This is a genomic window from Streptomyces sp. NBC_00285, assembly GCF_036174265.1.
In the GTDB taxonomy this organism is placed as follows: Bacteria; Actinomycetota; Actinomycetes; order Streptomycetales; family Streptomycetaceae; genus Streptomyces.
On sequence record NZ_CP108055.1, the window covers coordinates 976,095 to 993,335 of the forward strand.

Below are 17,241 nucleotides of genomic sequence, written 5' to 3' on the forward strand. Positions count from 1 at the left end.
CCCGACCACAGCGGGCTACCGCCGTACGCGCGGCATACCCAGACCGATCCAAGAGATGATCTCCCGCTGGATCTCGTTGTTGCCGCCGCCGAAGGTGAAGATCACCGCCGAACGGTAGCCGCGCTCCAGTTCGCCGTGGAGGACGGCACCCTCCGAGCCCTCCTTCAGGGCGCCGGCCGCCGCGACGATCTCCATGAGCCACGCGTAGGCGTCCCGGCGGGCCTCGGAGCCGTAGACCTTGACCGCGGAGGCGTCCTGCGGGGTGAGGGTGCCGTCCTGGACGGCGCCCACCATCCGCCAGTTGAGGAGTTTGAGCGCGTCGAGACGCGTGTGGGTCTGGGCGAGGCGGCGGCGCACCCAGGGCAGGTCGATCACGCGGCGGCCGTCGGCGAGCTTGGTCTCCGCCGCCCATCGCTGCACGTTGTGCAGGGCGCGGATCGCCATCGTGCCGTGGGCCGCGAGCGTGACCCGCTCGTGGTTGAGCTGGTTGGTGATCAGCCGCCAGCCCTGGTTCTCCTCGCCGACGCGGTGCGAGACGGGGACGCGGACGTTCTCGTAGTAGCTGGCCGTGGTGTCGTGCGAGGCGAGGGTGTTGATGACCGTGCAGGAGTAGCCGGGGTCGGTGGTCGGCATCAGGAGCATGGTGATGCCCTTGTGCGGCGGGGCGTCGGGGTCGGTGCGGACGGCGAGCCAGACCCAGTCGGCGGTGTCGCCGTTGGTGGTCCAGATCTTGTGGCCGTTGACGACGTAGTCGTCGCCGTCCCGTACCGCGCGGGTCTTCAGGGCCGCCAGGTCGGTGCCCGCGTCGGGCTCGCTGTAGCCGATCGCGAAGTCGATCTCACCGGCGAGGATGCGCGGCAGGAACCAGGACTTCTGCTCGTCGGTGCCGTACCGCATGATCGTCGGGCCGACGGTGTTCAGGGCCATCAGAGGCAGCGGTACGCCGGCCTGGGCGGCCTCGTCGAAGAAGATGAACTGGTCCGTCGCGGTCAGGCCGCGGCCGCCGTACTCCTTGGGCCAGCCCACCCCGAGCCAGCCGTCCGCGCCGAGGCGCCGGATGGTGTCGCGGTAGAAGCGCTTCTGGGCGTCCCGGTCGGTGAAACGGGCGTGCGCGTTGTCCGGGACCAGATCGGCGAAGTACGTGCTCAGTTCGGTGCGCAGCCGATGCTGTTCGGGTGTGTGGTCGAGATGCACGACGCCTCCAGGCTCCCGGGCCGGTCCTGACGGCGCACACGGTAGAACGTGTTCCAGAAATTGGGAACGGTCAGGCGAGGGTCGCCATGAAGTCCGTGCATTCCTGGGCGCACTCGCGGCACGCCTTGGCCGCGTCCTCGTTGCCGGCATGCAGGTCGAGGACCTGGGCGCACTCCAGGCAGACCGATCGGCACCATTCCAGCTGGGCGCGGATCCCGGCCTCGTCGAGATGGTTCTCCTCGGAGAGCACACGACAGGTCGCGTCGCACACCTCCGCGCACATGATGCCCTTGCGGCGCAGTAGTTCCTGCTCCTCGTCGCCGTCCGGATCGACCAGGCTCGCACGCAGCGCACAGACACGTGCACACTCGGTGCACGCCTGGGCACACGCGAAGCGGTCCTCCAGGAAGCGGAAGAGTTCCTGTTGGGAAGTAGTCGTCGTCACACCGGTCGGGTAGCCGGGGTCCGGGCCGTCAAACCCGGTGTTCTGGGGGGTTTCCGTCCGGGTGGGCCGAGTCGGTTCGCCCGGGGTGCCAGGGGTACTCGCGTGGCATGAACCAAGCCGTGAACACCGAATGGATGGACCTCGCCGCGGGCCGGGGCGGCCTCGCGGCCGGGCTGATCGTGGCGGGTGTGGTGATCGTCGCGGTCCTGATCGGCGCCTTCTGGCTGGGCGCCCGGGTCAGGCGCAACGAGTCGCGCCCGCCCACTCCCGAGGAACAGCCGAAACTGCCGGAGGGCGGACCGGTCCGTGAGGTCCGGGAGCACCGGGAGGCCGACGAGATGCCCAGGAGTGACACCCGGCTGACCCCGCACGAGCTGCCGGGTCACGGCAACAGTCCGACCCGGACGGGCTCGTCGCAGGAGCGGCCCCGCTGGGACGAGGGCGGCAGCGGGGGCTTCGGCAGCGGGGGCCCGGGGCGCAGCTGACGTGTCCGGCCACGTGAAGGTGCCCCGGCACTACATACCGGCCCTTGGGGGTGATGGCGTACGCGCCCCGCCCGCCGACCAGGGCGGCGAAGACCGCCTCGTCGTGCCAGCTGGGCGCGCACAGCCACCCGATGGCCCCGATGAGCGCCCCGCGCTCTCCGTCGACCAGCAGCGCGTAGTCGTGCAGCGCGTGGGGCGGGAAGGGCGTGTTCATGGCGTATGGGTACCCAGGGGGTACGGAGGTCAACGGGGTGTCGTACGACCGGGAGGGCCTGCCCTCAACGCTCCCCGCGGCTCCCCGCCGCCGTCGCCGTAGCCGCCTCGGCGGAGACGCCACCACCTGCCGGGTTCGACGCGGCGATCTGCGTGTGTCCGGCCCCCGCGCTCCGGGGGCGGCGGAGCAGCACGAGGGCGACCAGCGCGGCGAGCAGGGTGAGTGCGCCGGCGACCGTCAGGCTCAGCCGCAGCCCGTCCAGGAAGGCCTCGCTCAGGGCACCCATGGCCCGCCCCGTGTCCGCGCCCAGGTCGAGCCCGGCGACCGCGCCCAGCCCTCCCTGGTCCGCCGCCGCGAGGACCCGTTCCCCTGCCGGCCCGCTCACTTCGGCCTCGGCCAGGTGAGCGGGGAAGGTGTGCAGCGCCCGGGTGGTCAGCAGGGCGCCCAGGACGGCCGGGCCGAGCGCGCCGCCGACCTGCCGGAAGGCGTTGTTGCCCGCCGCGGCCATGCCGGCGAGGTGGTGCGGCACGGAGGCCACGGCCGTCGCGGTCATCGGGGTCATGACCACCCCCATTCCGAGCCCCAGGGGCACCAGCCGCCAGGCCAGTGACATGAAGGAGGTGTCCGCGTCGACGCCGATGAGTGCGAACAGCGAGGCCGAGACAAGGAGCAGACCGCCCGTGATCAGCACGCGAGCGGATATCCGGTGCATGAGGCGTCCCACCGGCCCGCCGACCAGGAGAGCGCACGCGGTCACCATCAGCAGTCGCCGGGCCGCCTCCAGGGTGTCGAGTCGCTGCACCATCCCGAAGTAGAGGCTGAGCAGGAAGAAGAAGCCGATCAGCGCGAGGAAGGTCATCATCGCGACGACCGTGGTGGCGGTGAAGGCCGGGCTGCGGAACAGTGCGAGGTCGAGCATCGGACTGTCGCTGCGCCGTTCCGCGAGCACGAAGGCGACACCGCCGACGACAGCCACCGCGAGGGCCGTCAGCACCTTCGGGCCGGTGAAGGAGTCGGCTCCGCCCTCGATGACGCCGTAGACCAGGGCGGTGACGGTCACCGTGGCGGTGATCTGGCCGGGCCAGTCGAGCCGCCGCTCGAAGGGCGCGCGCGAGTCGGTCAGCAGTCCGGCGGCGATGCCTGCGGCGAGCAGCGAGACGGGGATCGCCAGCAGGTAGATCCAGCGCCAGGCGTAGTGGTCGAGGATCACTCCGGCGATGATCGGGCCGACGGCGAGCGCCGCCATCAGCGAGGTGGCCCACAGGCCGATGAACTTGCCGCGCTCCCGGTGGTCGGGCACCGAGTGGCTGATCAGCGCCAGCGTGGTGGGCAGCAGCGTGGCCGCGCCGAGTCCGGCGAGAGCCTGGCCGACCCACAGCATCTGCACCGACTGGGCGGTGAGCGCGACGGTGGCACCGGCCGCGGAGAACAGCAGCCCGCCCAGGAACACCTTCTTGCGTCCGTAGACGTCACCGACGACACCGGCAGTCAGGATGAACGCGGCCATGGGAAGGACGAACGCGTCCTGCACCCAGGACAGTTGGGCGGTCGTGGCACCCAGCGCCGACTGGATGACGGGCAGGCTCACGGCGACCGTGGTGACCGGCAGATAGGCGACGAAGACGCCGAGGCAGGCCATGACGAGCGTGGCAGCCCGCCGCTCGGCCGACCCGCTTGCCGGGGTTGTGACATTCACGGGAACTCTCCTCTACGGCGACGCGCACCGCGGTCGTTCACTTGCTGCTGGGGATCTCGGGCGCCCCAGCTTCGGCGACACCGGGCCGAATCCCCAACGCTGCAGCCATGAACGAACGTAAACCTCTATCGAGGCCGCCTCTGCTGTCAGACTTCCCCCATGGCCGACGAGATCGACAGAAGAATCCTCCGTGCGTTGCACCACTCCCCGCGTGCCTCGTTCCGGCTCATCGGCGAGGTCGCCGGGGTGTCCGAGCAGACCGCTGCCCGCCGCTATCAGGCTCTGCGGCGCGAGGGAGTGATGCGGGTGGTTGGCCTGGTCAACCCGGAGGCGCACGGGCTGGCGCGCTGGATCACCCGCATCCGCTGCCGCCCCGACCGGGTCGCTTCGCTGGCGGACGCCCTCACCCGCCGGCCCGACATCGCCTACGTCGGTCTCGCGTCCGGCGGCTCGGAGATCATCTGCATGATCCACTCGCCGGTCGACGCCGCGCGCGACGACATCCTGCTGCGGCAGCTGCCCAAGGCCGCCTCGGTGCTGGACGTCAGCATCGACCTGCTCATCCACCCCTTCGGCACCGACAGCTTCTCCGGATGGGGCGGCTACGGCGGTCACCTCACTCCCGAGCAGGTGGACCTGCTCACCGATGACCGGTCGGCCACGCCCACCGGGCCCCAGGACCCGCCCGGCGCCGAGGACACCCCGCTGCTCGACGCGCTCGCCGAGGACGGCCGTACCACCCACACCCGGCTCGCCGAACTCACCGGCTGGTCCACGGCACGCGTCGCCCGCCGGCTCGCCGCCCTGGAGTCATCGGGAGCCCTGTCCTACGACATCGACCTGCTCGCCGAACGCCTGGGCCACCACCTCAACGCCACCCTCTGGCTGCGCGTCACCCCGGCTCATCTCCGCCAGGTCGGCGAGGAGTTGGCGGGCCACGACGAGGTGGCCTTCGCCTGCGCCAAGAGCGGCGAGGACAACATCATGGTCGTCGTCACCTGCCGGGACGCGGAGGACCTCTACCGCTACCTCACCACCCGCGTGGCCGCCGTGCCCGGCATCGACGCCTACAGCGTCAGCATCCGGGTCCGCCGCCTCAAGCAGGCCGCCTCGCTCATCGCGCACGGCAGACTGATCCCGTCGAGCCCTGCATAGCAGCCGCCCGAAGGCCGGCATCAGGCAGGACGACGCACCATCCCCGGACCGCTCGACTCCGTCGGCCGCATCCGGTCACGCCGGCCACGGGGCAAGGAGACAACTGCTGTTCGGATCGCGGACGTTGACCCGCACCGGGTGCGACAGCAGAATGATCCCGCCCCTTTGAGAGCGCTCTCACGCTTCCGGCCCGTCCTTCCGAGGAGTCCCATGAACGGCAGCCCACGCCGGCCCCTCAGCCGCCGTACGCTCATCGCGACCGGCCTCGGTGCCACGGTCCTCACTGCGACCGGCGCCGGCCCGGCACGGGCGGCGCAGGGCGGGTCGGCGGCCTCCGCGCCACGCCGCGCGCGGACTTTCCTCGCCGCCGCCATGGACGCCTACCCGGACCACGGCACCATCCGGCTCGCGCAGAGCTACGCCGACCAGGCGGGCCTGTTCAGTACCGCGTTCACCTACGACAACGCCCTCACGATCCTGGCCCTCCTCGCCTCCCCCGGGGGCGAGAGCCGGGCCGTGGCACTCGGTGACGCGCTCCTCTACGCCCAGGCCCACGACCCCGCCCACGACGACGGCAGACTGCGGCAGGCGTACAACGTCGGGCCGTACACCTTCTACGACGGCTCCCCGCAGCCGGACGGGTTCGTCCGGGCGGACGGTACGGCCAATGTCGGTACCCAGTTCGGCTTCACCGGCACCGCGGTGGGCGACATGGCGTGGGCCGGTATCGCGCTCGGCGCGCTCGCGGAGCGGACCGGTGGGCGGCGCTTCCTCACCGGCGCGGTGCGGATCGGCGAGTGGATCGAGCGGGTGGGGCGGACCGACGAGCCGCTGGGCGGTTACAAGTTCGGCGTCAACGGGGCCGACGAGCGGCTGCCATTCACCTCGACCGAGCACAACACCGACCTGGTCGGCCTGTTCGGGCGGCTCGCCCGGCTGACCGGGGACCGGGTCTGGCGGGAGCGCCGCGCACGGGCGCGAGCGTTCGTCGGGAAGATGTGGGAGCCGTCGGGTGGTTTCTTCTACACCGGCTCCAACGACGGCGTGACGATCAACAAGTCCCCGGTCCCCGAGGACACCCAGACCTGGACCCACCTCGCCCTCGACTCCCGGACGCACTCGCGCTCGCTCGACTGGGCCGCGACCGAACTGGCCGTACTGGACACGGCCGGCCGCACCAACAGCACGGTCCCGTCCGGTCAGTCCTACGAAGGCGTCACCTTCAGCTCGGCGAGTCTGCTGGCGAACGAGGCCGCCCCGATCGCCGACGGCCAGCCGAGGCCGGACCGCAACGGCGTCTGGTTCGAGGGCACCGCCCATCTCGCCCTGGCCCTGCGCGAGCGAGGTTCGGCCGGCGACGAGAAGCGCGCCCACCGTCTGCTCGCCTCGATCGAACGCGCCCAGGACCTTCTCGGCGACACCCAGACCATCGGCGGCACTCCGCTCCCCGTCCGCTCCGGAGTCGTCTCGGCGAGCAGCCCGCTCGACACCGGTTTCGGGTTCGGCTACTACCCCTACCGGCACGCGGGTGCCACCGCCTGGTACCTCCTAGCGACGGCCCGGGCCAATCCACTGCGGGCGTGACCTCGTCGCCCGGTCACCGGGGACGGATCATCATGCGGCGACGTGTGTCGGCTGAGCTGTGCGAGGCGCAGTGGGCGTCGCTGCGGGAGTCCTCGGCGTGCGGGCGTACGCCGCCGCCGAGGGGTTCCGCGACATTCCGGTTCCGGGCCGCCGGGCTATGAGGCGGTGGTCGACTCCAGGGACCGCAGGTGTTCCCGCAGCCAGTGCTCGGTGTTGCTCACGTGCAGCAGAGCCGCCGCCTGGCTGAGGGCCGCGTCACGTGAGGACAGGGCCGCGAAGATCGCCTCGTGCTCGGCGAGGGTGCGCCCCGCGGCCCGGGTGTCGACCAGGCCACGCCAGATGCGGGCCCGCAGCGTGCGACCGGAGATGCCTTCGAGGACGGCGAGCAGCGACTCGTTGCCGGTGGCCGAGACGACGGCCCGGTGGAAGGCCGCGTCATGGGCGTTGAGCCGCTCCACGTCGTCGCGCGCCTCACGCATGGCGTCCAGGTGCCGCTCGACCTCGGCGAGTTGCTCGTCGGTGATCCGGGTCGCGGCCAGCGCGGTGGCGACCGGTTCGAGGAGCCGCCGTACCTCCATGAGGTCCCGCAGGGCGCCCGAGTCCCCCTGGAGGAGTTCCACGGCCCCGCCCAGTCCCTCCAGAAGGAGGCTCGGCTGGAGGCTGGTCACATAGGTGCCGTCCCCGCGCCGGACCTCCAGGACCCGTGCCACGGCCAGCGCTTTGACCGCTTCGCGGGCTAGGTTGCGGGACAGGCCGAGCTGGGCCGCCAGGGTGGCCTCCGGCGGCAGCTTCGAGCCGGGAGGCAGCGAACCCGTGCGGACCAGCTCACGGATCTGCTCGATGGCTTTGTCCGTCAGGGACACCGGGGCCTCCTTCCGAGGGGTGCCGCCCGATCATACGGGGGCCGACAGAGAGGTGATCTACAGAAGTGAGCAAACGCACGATAAGCTAATAAGTCGACAAATATACAGGTATCCCCGGTCGCAGGTAAATCGCCGGTGCCGCCAACTCCCGTACGTCCAGACGGAGTTCGCGTCTGCCCCGTCGGCCCGGAGCCGCGAGAAACCGTACGGGCCAGTTGCGGCGGGGAGACGGAATCAGCCCCGGCGGTCTCCAAGGGCCTTCAGCAGTGCTTCGAGCTGCACCAGGGGCTCGGGGCCGACAACCCGCAGGACGACCGTGTTGGCGCCCGCCGCCGACAGGGCGTGCACGTCCTCGGCGGCCTCGGCCGCCGTACCGGAGACGGTGAAGACCTCTTCCTGGGGGCGGCCGAGCCAGCTGCCGTGGCCCTCGGTGTGCGGGTGAAGGGTGTGGGCGACCTCCGTGGGGTCGTCACCGACATGGCAGAAGGCGAACACGTTCAGGGTGTGGTCGGCGCGGGCACCGCCCTTCGCGGTCAGGGCCCGGACGTTCTCCAGGTCGCGCGGGCCGTGGCCCTCCGCGATCAGGGTGCCGTCGGCGACACGGCCGGAGAGTTCAAGGGAGCGGGGCCGGACGACGCCGGCTACGACCGACGGGACCTCTGCCGGAGGATGGACCAACTGGACGCCTTCCAGGCGTACTTCACGTCCGTCCAGTTCGACCTTCTCACCACGCAGCAGTGCGCGCACGGCGGTGATCGTCTCCTCCAGGAGAGCGAGGGGCGAGCCGGGCGCCACCCCCACCTGCTCCATCCACTCGCGCACACCGTGTCCGATCCCGGCCACCAGCCGACCCGGGAACACCCGTGCCAGGGTGGCCAGTTCCATCGCCAGCAACGCCGGACTCCGCAACGGCGCCGGAGCGATGCCGATGCCCACCCGCAGCCGCTGTGTCGCGCCCAGCGCCACAGCCGCCGCGGACACCCCGCCGTTCCAGCCGAGGTCCTCCACGACCCACAGGTCGTCCACACCGAGCGCCTCGGCCCGGCGCGCGAAACCGGGCAGCCCCTCCGGGGCCCAGTCACGGTCGTACATGACACCGATCCGCAGGTTCGTCATACAGAGAAACCTATGCGGCGGACGAGGTGTCGATCAACGGTGTCCACGGGAGCACGCACCATCGCGCCGCGGAACACGCCTCCCCGTATCCGGGCCGGCTCCGGGTGCCACCGTCCATGCGTCGCCCCGCGTGACCTTCACTGCCTCAAGGCCGATACTGCCGACAGCAGCACTCCGGGCCCACTCACCTCCGACCGCCTTCACCAGCCCGACGTCCCGTCCGCAAAGTCGGCCCGAGCCGGCGTCAAAACCGCCGGAACCCGCTCTCGACCGCCGTGCACCGCGACGATCGCCACCTGACCTTGGCTACCCTGAACTGCTCGATCACAGGTCATCGGCCCATCTGCACGTGCCACCAGGAGGTACCCATGAAGATGTTGATCAATGTTCCGGAAACCGTGGTCGCGGACGCCCTGCGCGGCATGGCGGCCGCCCATCCGGAGTTGACCGTGGACGTCGAGAACCGTGTGATCGTACGGCGGGACGCCCCCGTCGCCGGGAAGGTCGCCCTGATCTCCGGCGGCGGCTCGGGGCACGAACCGCTGCACGGCGGTTTCGTCGGGCCCGGCATGCTGTCCGCGGCCTGCCCGGGTGAGGTGTTCACCTCTCCGGTCCCCGACCAGATGGTGCGGGCGGCTGCCGCCGTGGACAGCGGCGCCGGTGTGCTGTTCATCGTGAAGAACTACACGGGCGACGTGCTCAACTTCGACATGGCCGCCGAGCTCGCCGAGGACGAGGGCATCCAGGTCGCCAAGGTCCTGATCAATGACGACGTGGCGGTGACCGACAGTCTCTACACGGCCGGTCGGCGCGGCACCGGCGCCACCCTGTTCGTGGAGAAGATCGCGGGCGCCGCGGCGGAGGAGGGGCAGCCGCTGGAGCGGGTGGAGGCCATCGCCCGTCAGGTCAACGAGAACTCACGCAGTTTCGGCGTGGCGCTGGGCGCGTGCACCACACCGGCCAAGGGCAGCCCGACCTTCGAGCTGCCGACCGGCGAGCTGGAGCTGGGGGTCGGAATTCACGGCGAGCCCGGCCGGGAGCGCCGGTCCATGATGACCTCGCGGGAGATCGCCGACTTCTCCGTGCACGCGATCCTGGACGACATGAGCCCGCGCAACCCCGTACTCGTCCTGGTCAACGGCCTGGGAGCGACCCCGCTCCTGGAGCTGTACGGCTTCAACGCCGAGGTGCAGCGGGTGCTCACCGACCGCGGGGTCGCCGTGGCCCGCACCCTGGTCGGCAACTACGTCACCTCGCTCGACATGTCCGGCGCCTCGGTCACCCTGTGCCAGGTCGACGAGGAGCTGCTGCGCCTGTGGGACGCGCCGGTGAAGACGCCGGGGCTGCGCTGGGGAGTGTGAGCAGGCCGTCAACGTTCCGACCACGCAAGGAGATCCAGTGCTCGACGCCGACTTCTTCCGCCGTTGGATGACGGCGACCGCCGCCTCCGTGGAACGTGAGGCGGAACGGCTCACCGCGCTCGACTCCCCCATCGGGGACGCCGACCACGGCAGCAATCTTCAGCGCGGGTTCACCGCGGTGGCCGCGACCCTGGACAAGGAGGCCCCGGACACCCCGGGCGCGGTCCTCATCCTCTCGGGAAGCCGGCTCATCTCGACGGTCGGCGGCGCTTCGGGCCCCCTGTACGGGACGCTGCTGCGGCGGACCGGCAAGGCGCTCGGGGACGGCGCCGAGGTCAGTGCGGAGCAGCTCGCGCAGGCGCTGCGGGCGGGGGTGGAGGCGGTCATGGCGCTGGGCGGGGCCGCCCCGGGCGACAAGACCATGATCGACGCGCTGGTGCCTGCCGTCGACGCCCTCGGTACCGGGTTCGCGGCGGCGCGGACGGCCGCCGAGCAGGGGGCCCTGGCAACCACGCCGTTGCAGGCCCGCAAGGGCAGGGCGAGTTATCTCGGCGAGCGCAGCATCGGCCACCAGGATCCGGGGGCGACGTCGGCGTCCCTGCTGATCGGCGCTCTCGCAGAGGCCGCCGGTGAGGCCGGTGATTCCGGTGAGTGAGGGGAAGCTGGTCGGGATCGTGCTGGTGTCGCACAGCGCGGCGGTCGCCGCGTCCGTGGCGGAGCTGGCGAAGGGGCTCGTGGGCGGTGGCACGGAGGTGCCCGTCGCGGTGGCCGGCGGCACCGAGGGCGGCGGGCTCGGCACGAGTGCGGAACTGATCGCGGCCGCGGCCGCCTCCGTGGACCGGGGCGCCGGGGTCGCGGTCCTCGCCGACCTCGGCAGTGCGGTGCTCACCGTCAAGGCGCTGCTGGCGGAGGGCGACGAACTCCCGGGCGGCACCCGCCTGGTGGATGCCCCGTTCGTCGAAGGAGCGGTGGCCGCGGTGGTCACGGCGTCCACGGGGGCCGACCTCGCGGCGGTGGAGGCTGCCGCCGCGGAGGCGTACAGCTACCGGAAGGCATGACAGCGGCGCTACCAGAAGGAATGACGCCGGCGTCTGTCTGACGCCGTCCGCCGCGACGGCGAGGGCCGAGCGCAAGGTCTCGGCCGGCTCGCCCTCCGCCGTCGCGCGCCCGGTTCGGGCGTCGGCGGTGCGCCGGGCATGGTGCTCGACGGCCGCGCGCAGGGCCGCGTTGAGCATGGCCGCCCGGATCCTCGGCTCCGGTGCCTCGCCGGGGAGTCCGGCTCGCTCGACCGGGGCCAAGGATTCATGTCACCGACGGACAGGATGTCCCGGCCCGAGGAGCAGGCCACCGCGATCGTGTTCCTCGCCCCGGACGCGGCGAGCGACATCAACGGCGTGGTCCTGCCCGTCGACGACGGCTGGTCGGCGGTCTGACGAGCCCTCACCGGGTCATTTCTCCCGTACGAACAGTCCCGCCAGCCGCTCCCCCGCCGCGACGGCGGCGGCATGGTCCTCGATGGGCTTGGCCTGCGAGTCCTTGAAGACGATGTAGGTGACGCCGGAGGGCGTGCCGCCGCCGCGCGGGTCGGGTCGGATCCCGAGGGCGTCCGCGGTGGCGTAGGACGCCTCCCCGATGATGCCCCTCGGCCCCACGTCCCCGACGACGGCGTACTGCACCCGGTCCTCGTACACGACGGCCGCGACCGCGCCGCCGTGCACCCCGTGGTCGCGGTAGTCCCAGATCCGGCTCGGGGTCGGGACCACGATGTACGGCAGGCGCTCGGCGCTCAGGTACCGGCCGTCGGACTGCTGGTAGGCGGTGGCGCCGGAGAACAGCGGGTCGGTGCGGCGGTTGCAGAGGCGGCCGCGCCGGCCGTCGCAGTCGATGTCCATGTCGGCCTTCCAGAACACGGCGTCCCGGGTGCCGCACACCGGAATGGTCGCGGGCGTGCCGTCGTCACTGCGGTAGCGGCCGCGCGACACGGGGGTGCAGTGTCGCACCCTGGCCAGCAGGTCGGCGGCCTTGACCTCACCCTCTCCCCGCACCACCGGCGCCGTCCGGGCGGCGGCCGGCTCCGTGGCGGGGGACATCGTGGGAGCGAGCAGAGCGGCGCTTGCCGCGGCCAGCGTCAGCGACTGGACACGCACGATAAGGAACCCTCTCCTGGGGGACGGTGACGCACACTCAGCCCAATCTGATGCTGCTTCAGCTGGGCGGCCACCGCAGGGGGTCCGGACGGGGCAGGGACCGGGGGCCCGGGTTCTCGACGAACCCAGGCCTCCCGGCCTCCGGCACCGGCGCGGGAACAGCGACGACAGCGCCCCGCGCCACCGGCCCGAACTCCTCGTTCTACAAAGCGAGTTCGGCCGTGAAGGGCTTCAGCATACGTACCTCTTCCGGGCCGGACCGATACGGTCCGCCCCCTTGATGCGAGCACACCACCGGCGCCATATTGGTCCGGACTATTACCTCGCTCGTGTTCGGCGGGACGCCCCCGCGCGGGACGGCGACGTACGGCTTCTGTCTGGGGCGGACGGCCGGGGAGAGCCACCGGGTGCGGATCCGGGCCCGGCTGCCCGACGGCATGTGGGGCGGTCTTTCGGCGGAGCGGACGGTGACGACGGGCACGCCCGCGGCCCCGTGACGGCCCCTCGGCGTTACGCCGGGCGAAGGAGGGCATCACCCGCCTGGAGGCGCTCCGCGTGCGGAGCGGGCCGCGAACCCATTGGCTCTCCCTGAGGCAGCACGGGCCCTCCCCCACCTCGGCGGCGCCACGGATGTACCGCCAACCGTGCCGTCGGAGGGCAGTCCATGCGCACTACTCAGCCACTTCTCCGCTCCGGCCTGACCGTCGCGGCCGTCGCCGCGCTGCCGCTCACCCTGACCGCCGGGCCGGCCGCCGCGGCGTCGGGGATCTCCGTGAGCACCTCCGGATCCACGGTCTCCGTCACGACCACGGCATGCTCCCGCACCGCCACGACCGGCGGCTGGGGTACGGCCTCGCTCCTCAACAGCAGTCAGGCCAACTTCAGCCAGGGACGCCAGGTGGCCCTGTCGGGGACCACCTCGCTCCAGTCCGCGGCCTGGTCGAGTGTGAGCCCCGGCACCTACACGGTCATCGTGATGTGCGCCTACAACAACAGCACGGCGGGCACCCAGTCGATCATCGTCTCGGGGACCGCGACGCCCACGATCTCGGCGACGGCCTCCGCCTCCCCCTCCCGCGGTGTCCTGGGCGGACTCGGCGGCGCGACCAAGGACTACGGCACCCTGACGCTTGCGGTCGGCGGCGGCCTGGTGGCGGTCGGTACGGTGGCCACGGCGTGGTTCCTGCGTCGCCGCGCGCGGCCGTACCGGCTCTGAAAGCCCTCAGCTGTCGGGGAGTTCGGCGAACTCCTCCAGGGCCTCGGTGAGCCACCGGGTCCAGAAGGTCTCCAGTTCGATGCCGGCGCGCAGGACCAGGTGTTGAAGCCTGGCCTGCGCGCTGTGGTTGCCGGGCGGGAAGTCGCGCTCCTGGATCTCCTCGTACTCGGCCAACTGCCGTCGGTGCAGGTCGAGATGGCGGCGCAGGTCGGCTTCGAGGCCCTCTGTGCCGACGACGGCCGCCGCGCGCAGCCGCAGCAGCATGGTGTCCCGGTGCGGCTTGGGGTCCTGCGCTGCGGCCGTCCAGCGTTCGAGTTCGGCGCGGCCCGCGGGCAGGACCTCGTAGCTCTTCTTCTGCCCCCGGGTCGGCTGGGCCGCGGGAATGGCCCGGATCTGGCCCTCGGCCTCCAGTTTTCCCAGCTCGCGGTAGATCTGCTGGTGCGAGGCCGACCAGAAGTAGCCGATCGACCGGTCGAACCGGCGGGTCAGGTCCAGCCCCGCCGACGGCCTTTCGAGCAGAGCGGTGAGGATCGCGTGCGGGAGTGACATGAAGTCATCCTAGGGACGGCGCCCAGGGCGTGTTCCGAAGGTCCCGCCCGCCCGGTGGCGTCCGGCACGCACTCCCCCAAAGGGCCCCAGCCGCGTTGCCGGCTTGCCGTACGGGCGGACGACGCCACTTTCGAAGCGCACCCTAGAGGGCGGCCGCGACCTCGGTGCCCTGCTTGATCGCCCGCTTGGCGTCCAGTTCGGCGGCCACGTCGGCGCCGCCGATCAGGTGTGCGCTGCGGCCCGCGGCGACGAGGTCGTCGTAGAGGCCCCGGCGCGGTTCCTGACCGGTGCACAGAACGATCGTGTCGACCTCCAGGACCGTGCTCTCCTCGCCGACGGTGATGTGCAGGCCGGCGTCGTCGATACGGTCGTAGCGCACACCCGGCACCATGCCCACGCCCCGGTGCTTGAGCTCGGCGCGGTGGATCCAGCCCGTCGTCTTGCCGAGCCCGGCGCCGACCTTGCCGGTCTTGCGCTGGAGCAGGTGCACGGAGCGCGGCGGGGCGGGGCGTTCGGGGGCGGTGAGTCCGCCGGGTGCCGTGTAGTCCATGTCGACGCCCCACAGGCGGAAGTACGTCGCCGGGTCCTCGCTCGCCTTGTCGCCGCCGTCGGTGAGGAACTCGGCGACGTCGAAGCCGATGCCGCCGGCGCCGAGGATCGCGACCCGGTCGCCGACGGGGGCGTCGTCGCGCAGGACGTCGAGGTAGCCGACCACACTGGGGTGGTCGACGCCCGGGATGTCGGGGGTGCGCGGGGTGACTCCGGTGGCGACGACGACCTCGTCGTAGGCGGACAAGTCCCCCGCGTCCACTGGGGTGTTCAGCCGTACGTCCACGCCGTGGGCGTCGAGCTGGTGGCGGAAGTAGCGGATCGTCTCGTCGAACTCCTGCTTGCCGGGAACCCGGCGGGCCACGTTGAGCTGGCCGCCGATCTCGCTCGCCGCGTCGAACAGCGTGACCTCGTGGCCGCGTTCGGCGGCGGACACCGCACAGGCCAGCCCGGCCGGTCCCGCGCCGACGACCGCGACACGTTTGCGCAGCCGGGTCGGGGCCAGCACCAGCTCGGTCTCGTGGCAGGCGCGCGGGTTGACCAGGCAGGAGGTGATCTTCAGGTTGAAGGTGTGGTCGAGACAGGCCTGGTTGCAGCCGATGCAGGTGTTGATGGCCTCCGGCGTCCCGGCGGCGGCCTTCACTACGAAGTCGGGGTCGGCGAGCATGGGACGGGCCATCGACACCATGTCCGCGCAGCCCTCGGCGAGCAACTCCTCCGCCAGCTCTGGGGTGTTGATGCGGTTGGTGGTCACCAGCGGGATCGACACCTCGCCCATGAGCCGCTTGGTCACCCAGGTGTAGGCACCGCGCGGCACCGACGTCGCGATGGTGGGGATGCGGGCCTCGTGCCAGCCGATGCCGGTGTTGATGATCGTGGCCCCGGCGGCCTCGACGGCCTTGGCAAGCGTGATCACCTCGTCGAGCGTCGAGCCGCCCGGGACGAGGTCCAGCATCGACAGCCGGTAGACGATGATGAAGTCCTCGCCGACGGCCTCACGCACCCGCCGCACGATCTCCACCGGGAAGCGCATGCGGTTCTCGTACGGCCCTCCCCACCCGTCGGTGCGGTGGTTGGTCTGCGCGGCGATGAACTCGTTGATGAGGTAGCCCTCGGAGCCCATGATCTCCACGCCGTCGTACCCGGCCTGTCGGGCCAGGCGGGCGGCGCGGGCGTAGTCCTCGATCGTCCGCTCCACCTCGGCGTCGGTGAGCTCGCGCGGCGGGAAGGGGCTGATCGGCGCCTGCAGGGGGCTCGGCGCCACCAGGTCCTGGTGGTAGGCGTACCGGCCGAAGTGCAGGATCTGCATCGCGATCCGGCCGCCCTCGCGATGTACGGCGTCGGTGACGAGCCGGTGCTGCTCGGCCTCCGCGTCCGTCGTGAGCTTGGCGCCGCCCTCGCCGGGCCGCCCCTCGTCGTTGGGCGCGATACCGCCGGTGACGATCAGACCCACTCCTCCACGCGCGCGTGCGGCGTAGAACTCCGCCATGCGCTCGAAGCCGCGCTCGGCCTCCTCCAGGCCGACGTGCATCGAGCCCATCAGGACGCGGTTGGGCAGCGTGGTGAAGCCCAGGTCGAGCGGGCTCAGCAGGTGCGGGTAACGGCTCATGGGGCCCCTCCGTCGCGGTCTCGTGCCCCTCTGTTGTAGAGGACCGCACCATCTTTATGCAACTAGTTGCACAACCGGGGGGAGGTGATCCGGACCACGTCGGGACGACGGTGGGTCCGAGGCATGCGGGACCAGGGACCTGAGCCCCCTGAGCCCATCGGACATCGCGGAGGCCATCGCCTTCGCGGCCGCGGCGCCGCCGAACGTGAATGTCGCCGAAATGGTGGCGGTGCCGGTGCGCACGGGCTGAGCGCGGGGCAGCCGATCGGCCGGCCTGCCCGGAGCAGGCCGGCCGGTCAGCCCACCCTCAACGGCTCTCCAGCCGCACATGGAGCTCGCGCTCCTGGTCCCCTGACGCGGACGAGAGATCCCGCACCGTGAACATCGAGTCCAACGTCGTCCGGAACTTCTCGATGGCCTGGTAGCCGCCCTGCGCATCGGCGACGACGGAGGACGACAGCGGCGCCGGCGGCGGGCACTCCTGCGCGTCGGTGACCTCGAAGGTGCCGAGCCACACCATCGGCCGGTTCTCATGAAGCTGCTCCGGCACGTCGTCGGCACCCCGGTCGGACTCGTAGCACGCACTCAGTGCGTCGAGGACGATCCGGGCGTCCTCCTTGCTGCATCCGCTGATCTCCAGGGAGACGGACTCCTCGCGCGGTCGCTCATGATCCATCGTGATCGCTCCTTTCGTGGCCGTGGCCGGTACCACCGGGTTCCCAGCGAACCGCCCGACATCCTCGGAAGGCATCACCATTCACAGAGCACCGCCGGCGGCGTCAGCGATGCGGACGGTCCCGGTGCGGGTCGAACAGCGGCACGGCTATCCCGGCGAGCACCAGGCCCGCAGCCACGAGGATGCCCTCCGGCAGCGCCATTCCGGCGGCCAGGAGGCACACGGCGACGGCAAGGGTCCACCAGGCCCCGGTGCGCCGGTACTCGCGGGGCCGGGCCGGCCGTCCCGACCCCAGGGCGCGGGCGAACCGTGGGTCGTCACGCTCCAGCCGTGCCGCGAGATCGACCAGGTGTTCGTCGTCGGGCCGGTGCATGGCTCCTCC

Annotated in this window: 17 protein-coding genes and 2 pseudogenes; 9 read left to right on the forward strand and 10 right to left on the reverse strand. The window is 71.6% G+C overall.

All coding sequences use genetic code 11. The features are described from left to right. Nucleotides 1-15: 15 nt before the first annotated feature. Entirely contained in the window at nt 16-1,194 is a 1,179-nt protein-coding gene (locus OHT57_RS04655; protein WP_328744641.1) for an acyl-CoA dehydrogenase family protein, read from the reverse strand. Between the two features lie 70 nt (nt 1,195-1,264). Beyond that, entirely contained in the window at nt 1,265-1,639 is a 375-nt protein-coding gene (locus OHT57_RS04660; RefSeq protein ID WP_328744642.1) for a ferredoxin, read from the reverse strand. Between the two features lie 107 nt (nt 1,640-1,746). Between OHT57_RS04660 and OHT57_RS04665 the strand changes: the two genes are divergently transcribed. Then, nucleotides 1,747-2,124, forward strand: coding sequence for a DUF6479 family protein (locus OHT57_RS04665; RefSeq protein WP_328744644.1), 378 nt, complete (start codon nt 1,747-1,749; stop codon nt 2,122-2,124). A gap of 278 nt (nt 2,125-2,402) precedes the next feature. On the opposite strand, the gene OHT57_RS04670 is transcribed toward OHT57_RS04665, so the two are convergent. Further along, a complete protein-coding gene (locus OHT57_RS04670; protein WP_443053419.1) occupies nt 2,403-4,034 on the reverse strand; it encodes an MFS transporter in 1,632 nt (543 codons plus the stop codon). A 159-nt stretch (nt 4,035-4,193) separates the two neighbouring features. Here OHT57_RS04670 and OHT57_RS04675 point away from each other — a divergent pair, with 159 nt between their 5' ends. Further along, the gene (locus OHT57_RS04675; protein WP_328744646.1) at nt 4,194-5,189 is read left to right on the forward strand and encodes an Lrp/AsnC family transcriptional regulator; all 996 of its coding nucleotides are present in this window, start codon (nt 4,194-4,196) and stop codon (nt 5,187-5,189) included. A 210-nt stretch (nt 5,190-5,399) separates the two neighbouring features. After that, nucleotides 5,400-6,773 (forward strand): Tat pathway signal sequence domain protein, encoded by a 1,374-nt coding sequence (locus OHT57_RS04680; RefSeq protein WP_328744648.1) that lies wholly within the window; start codon nt 5,400-5,402, stop codon nt 6,771-6,773. Between the two features lie 155 nt (nt 6,774-6,928). Here the strand turns inward: OHT57_RS04680 and OHT57_RS04685 are convergent, their stop codons facing one another. Continuing rightward, nucleotides 6,929-7,636 carry a FadR/GntR family transcriptional regulator gene (locus tag OHT57_RS04685; RefSeq protein WP_328744650.1) on the reverse strand — a complete coding sequence of 236 codons (708 nt, stop codon included), beginning with the start codon at nt 7,634-7,636 and terminating at the stop codon, nt 6,929-6,931. A gap of 234 nt (nt 7,637-7,870) precedes the next feature. After that, on the reverse strand, nt 7,871-8,752 hold the full coding sequence (locus OHT57_RS04690; protein WP_328744652.1) for an LLM class flavin-dependent oxidoreductase: 882 nt from the start codon (nt 8,750-8,752) through the stop codon (nt 7,871-7,873). A gap of 368 nt (nt 8,753-9,120) precedes the next feature. Between OHT57_RS04690 and dhaK the strand changes: the two genes are divergently transcribed. From dhaK to OHT57_RS04710, 4 genes and pseudogenes are all read left to right on the forward strand, one after another. Next, a complete protein-coding gene (gene dhaK / locus OHT57_RS04695) occupies nt 9,121-10,113 on the forward strand; it encodes a dihydroxyacetone kinase subunit DhaK (RefSeq protein WP_328744654.1) in 993 nt (330 codons plus the stop codon). A 37-nt stretch (nt 10,114-10,150) separates the two neighbouring features. After that, complete coding sequence (gene dhaL, locus OHT57_RS04700; protein WP_328744656.1) at nt 10,151-10,768, forward strand: dihydroxyacetone kinase subunit DhaL; 618 nt, start codon at nt 10,151-10,153, stop codon at nt 10,766-10,768. Next, nucleotides 10,761-11,171 carry a PTS-dependent dihydroxyacetone kinase phosphotransferase subunit DhaM gene (locus OHT57_RS04705; RefSeq protein ID WP_328744657.1) on the forward strand — a complete coding sequence of 137 codons (411 nt, stop codon included), beginning with the start codon at nt 10,761-10,763 and terminating at the stop codon, nt 11,169-11,171. The genes dhaL and OHT57_RS04705 overlap by 8 nt, the downstream gene beginning before the upstream one ends. Before the next feature lie 267 nt (nt 11,172-11,438). Further along, a pseudogene (locus OHT57_RS04710) lies at nt 11,439-11,546 on the forward strand (3-ketoacyl-ACP reductase); the annotation flags it as partial. A 15-nt stretch (nt 11,547-11,561) separates the two neighbouring features. Here OHT57_RS04710 and OHT57_RS04715 read toward each other — a convergent pair. Then, nucleotides 11,562-12,260 carry a glycoside hydrolase family 75 protein gene (locus OHT57_RS04715; protein WP_328744659.1) on the reverse strand — a complete coding sequence of 233 codons (699 nt, stop codon included), beginning with the start codon at nt 12,258-12,260 and terminating at the stop codon, nt 11,562-11,564. Nucleotides 12,261-12,580: 320 nt separating this feature from the next. On the opposite strand from OHT57_RS04715, the pseudogene OHT57_RS04720 reads away from it, so the two are divergent. Further along, nucleotides 12,581-12,757: pseudogene (locus tag OHT57_RS04720) on the forward strand (fibronectin type III domain-containing protein); the annotation flags it as partial. A gap of 167 nt (nt 12,758-12,924) precedes the next feature. Further along, nucleotides 12,925-13,476, forward strand: a complete 552-nt coding sequence (locus OHT57_RS04725) for a hypothetical protein (RefSeq protein ID WP_328744661.1) — start codon at nt 12,925-12,927, stop codon at nt 13,474-13,476. Nucleotides 13,477-13,482: 6 nt separating this feature from the next. On the opposite strand, the gene OHT57_RS04730 is transcribed toward OHT57_RS04725, so the two are convergent. The 4 genes from OHT57_RS04730 to OHT57_RS04745 all read right to left on the reverse strand — a co-directional run bounded on the left by OHT57_RS04730 (nt 13,483) and on the right by OHT57_RS04745 (nt 17,232). Continuing rightward, nucleotides 13,483-14,025 (reverse strand): PadR family transcriptional regulator, encoded by a 543-nt coding sequence (locus OHT57_RS04730; RefSeq protein ID WP_328744663.1) that lies wholly within the window; start codon nt 14,023-14,025, stop codon nt 13,483-13,485. Between the two features lie 142 nt (nt 14,026-14,167). Then, complete coding sequence (locus tag OHT57_RS04735) at nt 14,168-16,183, reverse strand: NADPH-dependent 2,4-dienoyl-CoA reductase (RefSeq protein ID WP_328744665.1); 2,016 nt, start codon at nt 16,181-16,183, stop codon at nt 14,168-14,170. A 307-nt stretch (nt 16,184-16,490) separates the two neighbouring features. After that, on the reverse strand, nt 16,491-16,859 hold the full coding sequence (locus OHT57_RS04740) for a hypothetical protein (protein WP_328744667.1): 369 nt from the start codon (nt 16,857-16,859) through the stop codon (nt 16,491-16,493). A gap of 103 nt (nt 16,860-16,962) precedes the next feature. Next, nucleotides 16,963-17,232, reverse strand: a complete 270-nt coding sequence (locus tag OHT57_RS04745) for a DUF3040 domain-containing protein (RefSeq protein ID WP_328744670.1) — start codon at nt 17,230-17,232, stop codon at nt 16,963-16,965. Nucleotides 17,233-17,241: the final 9 nt, after the last annotated feature.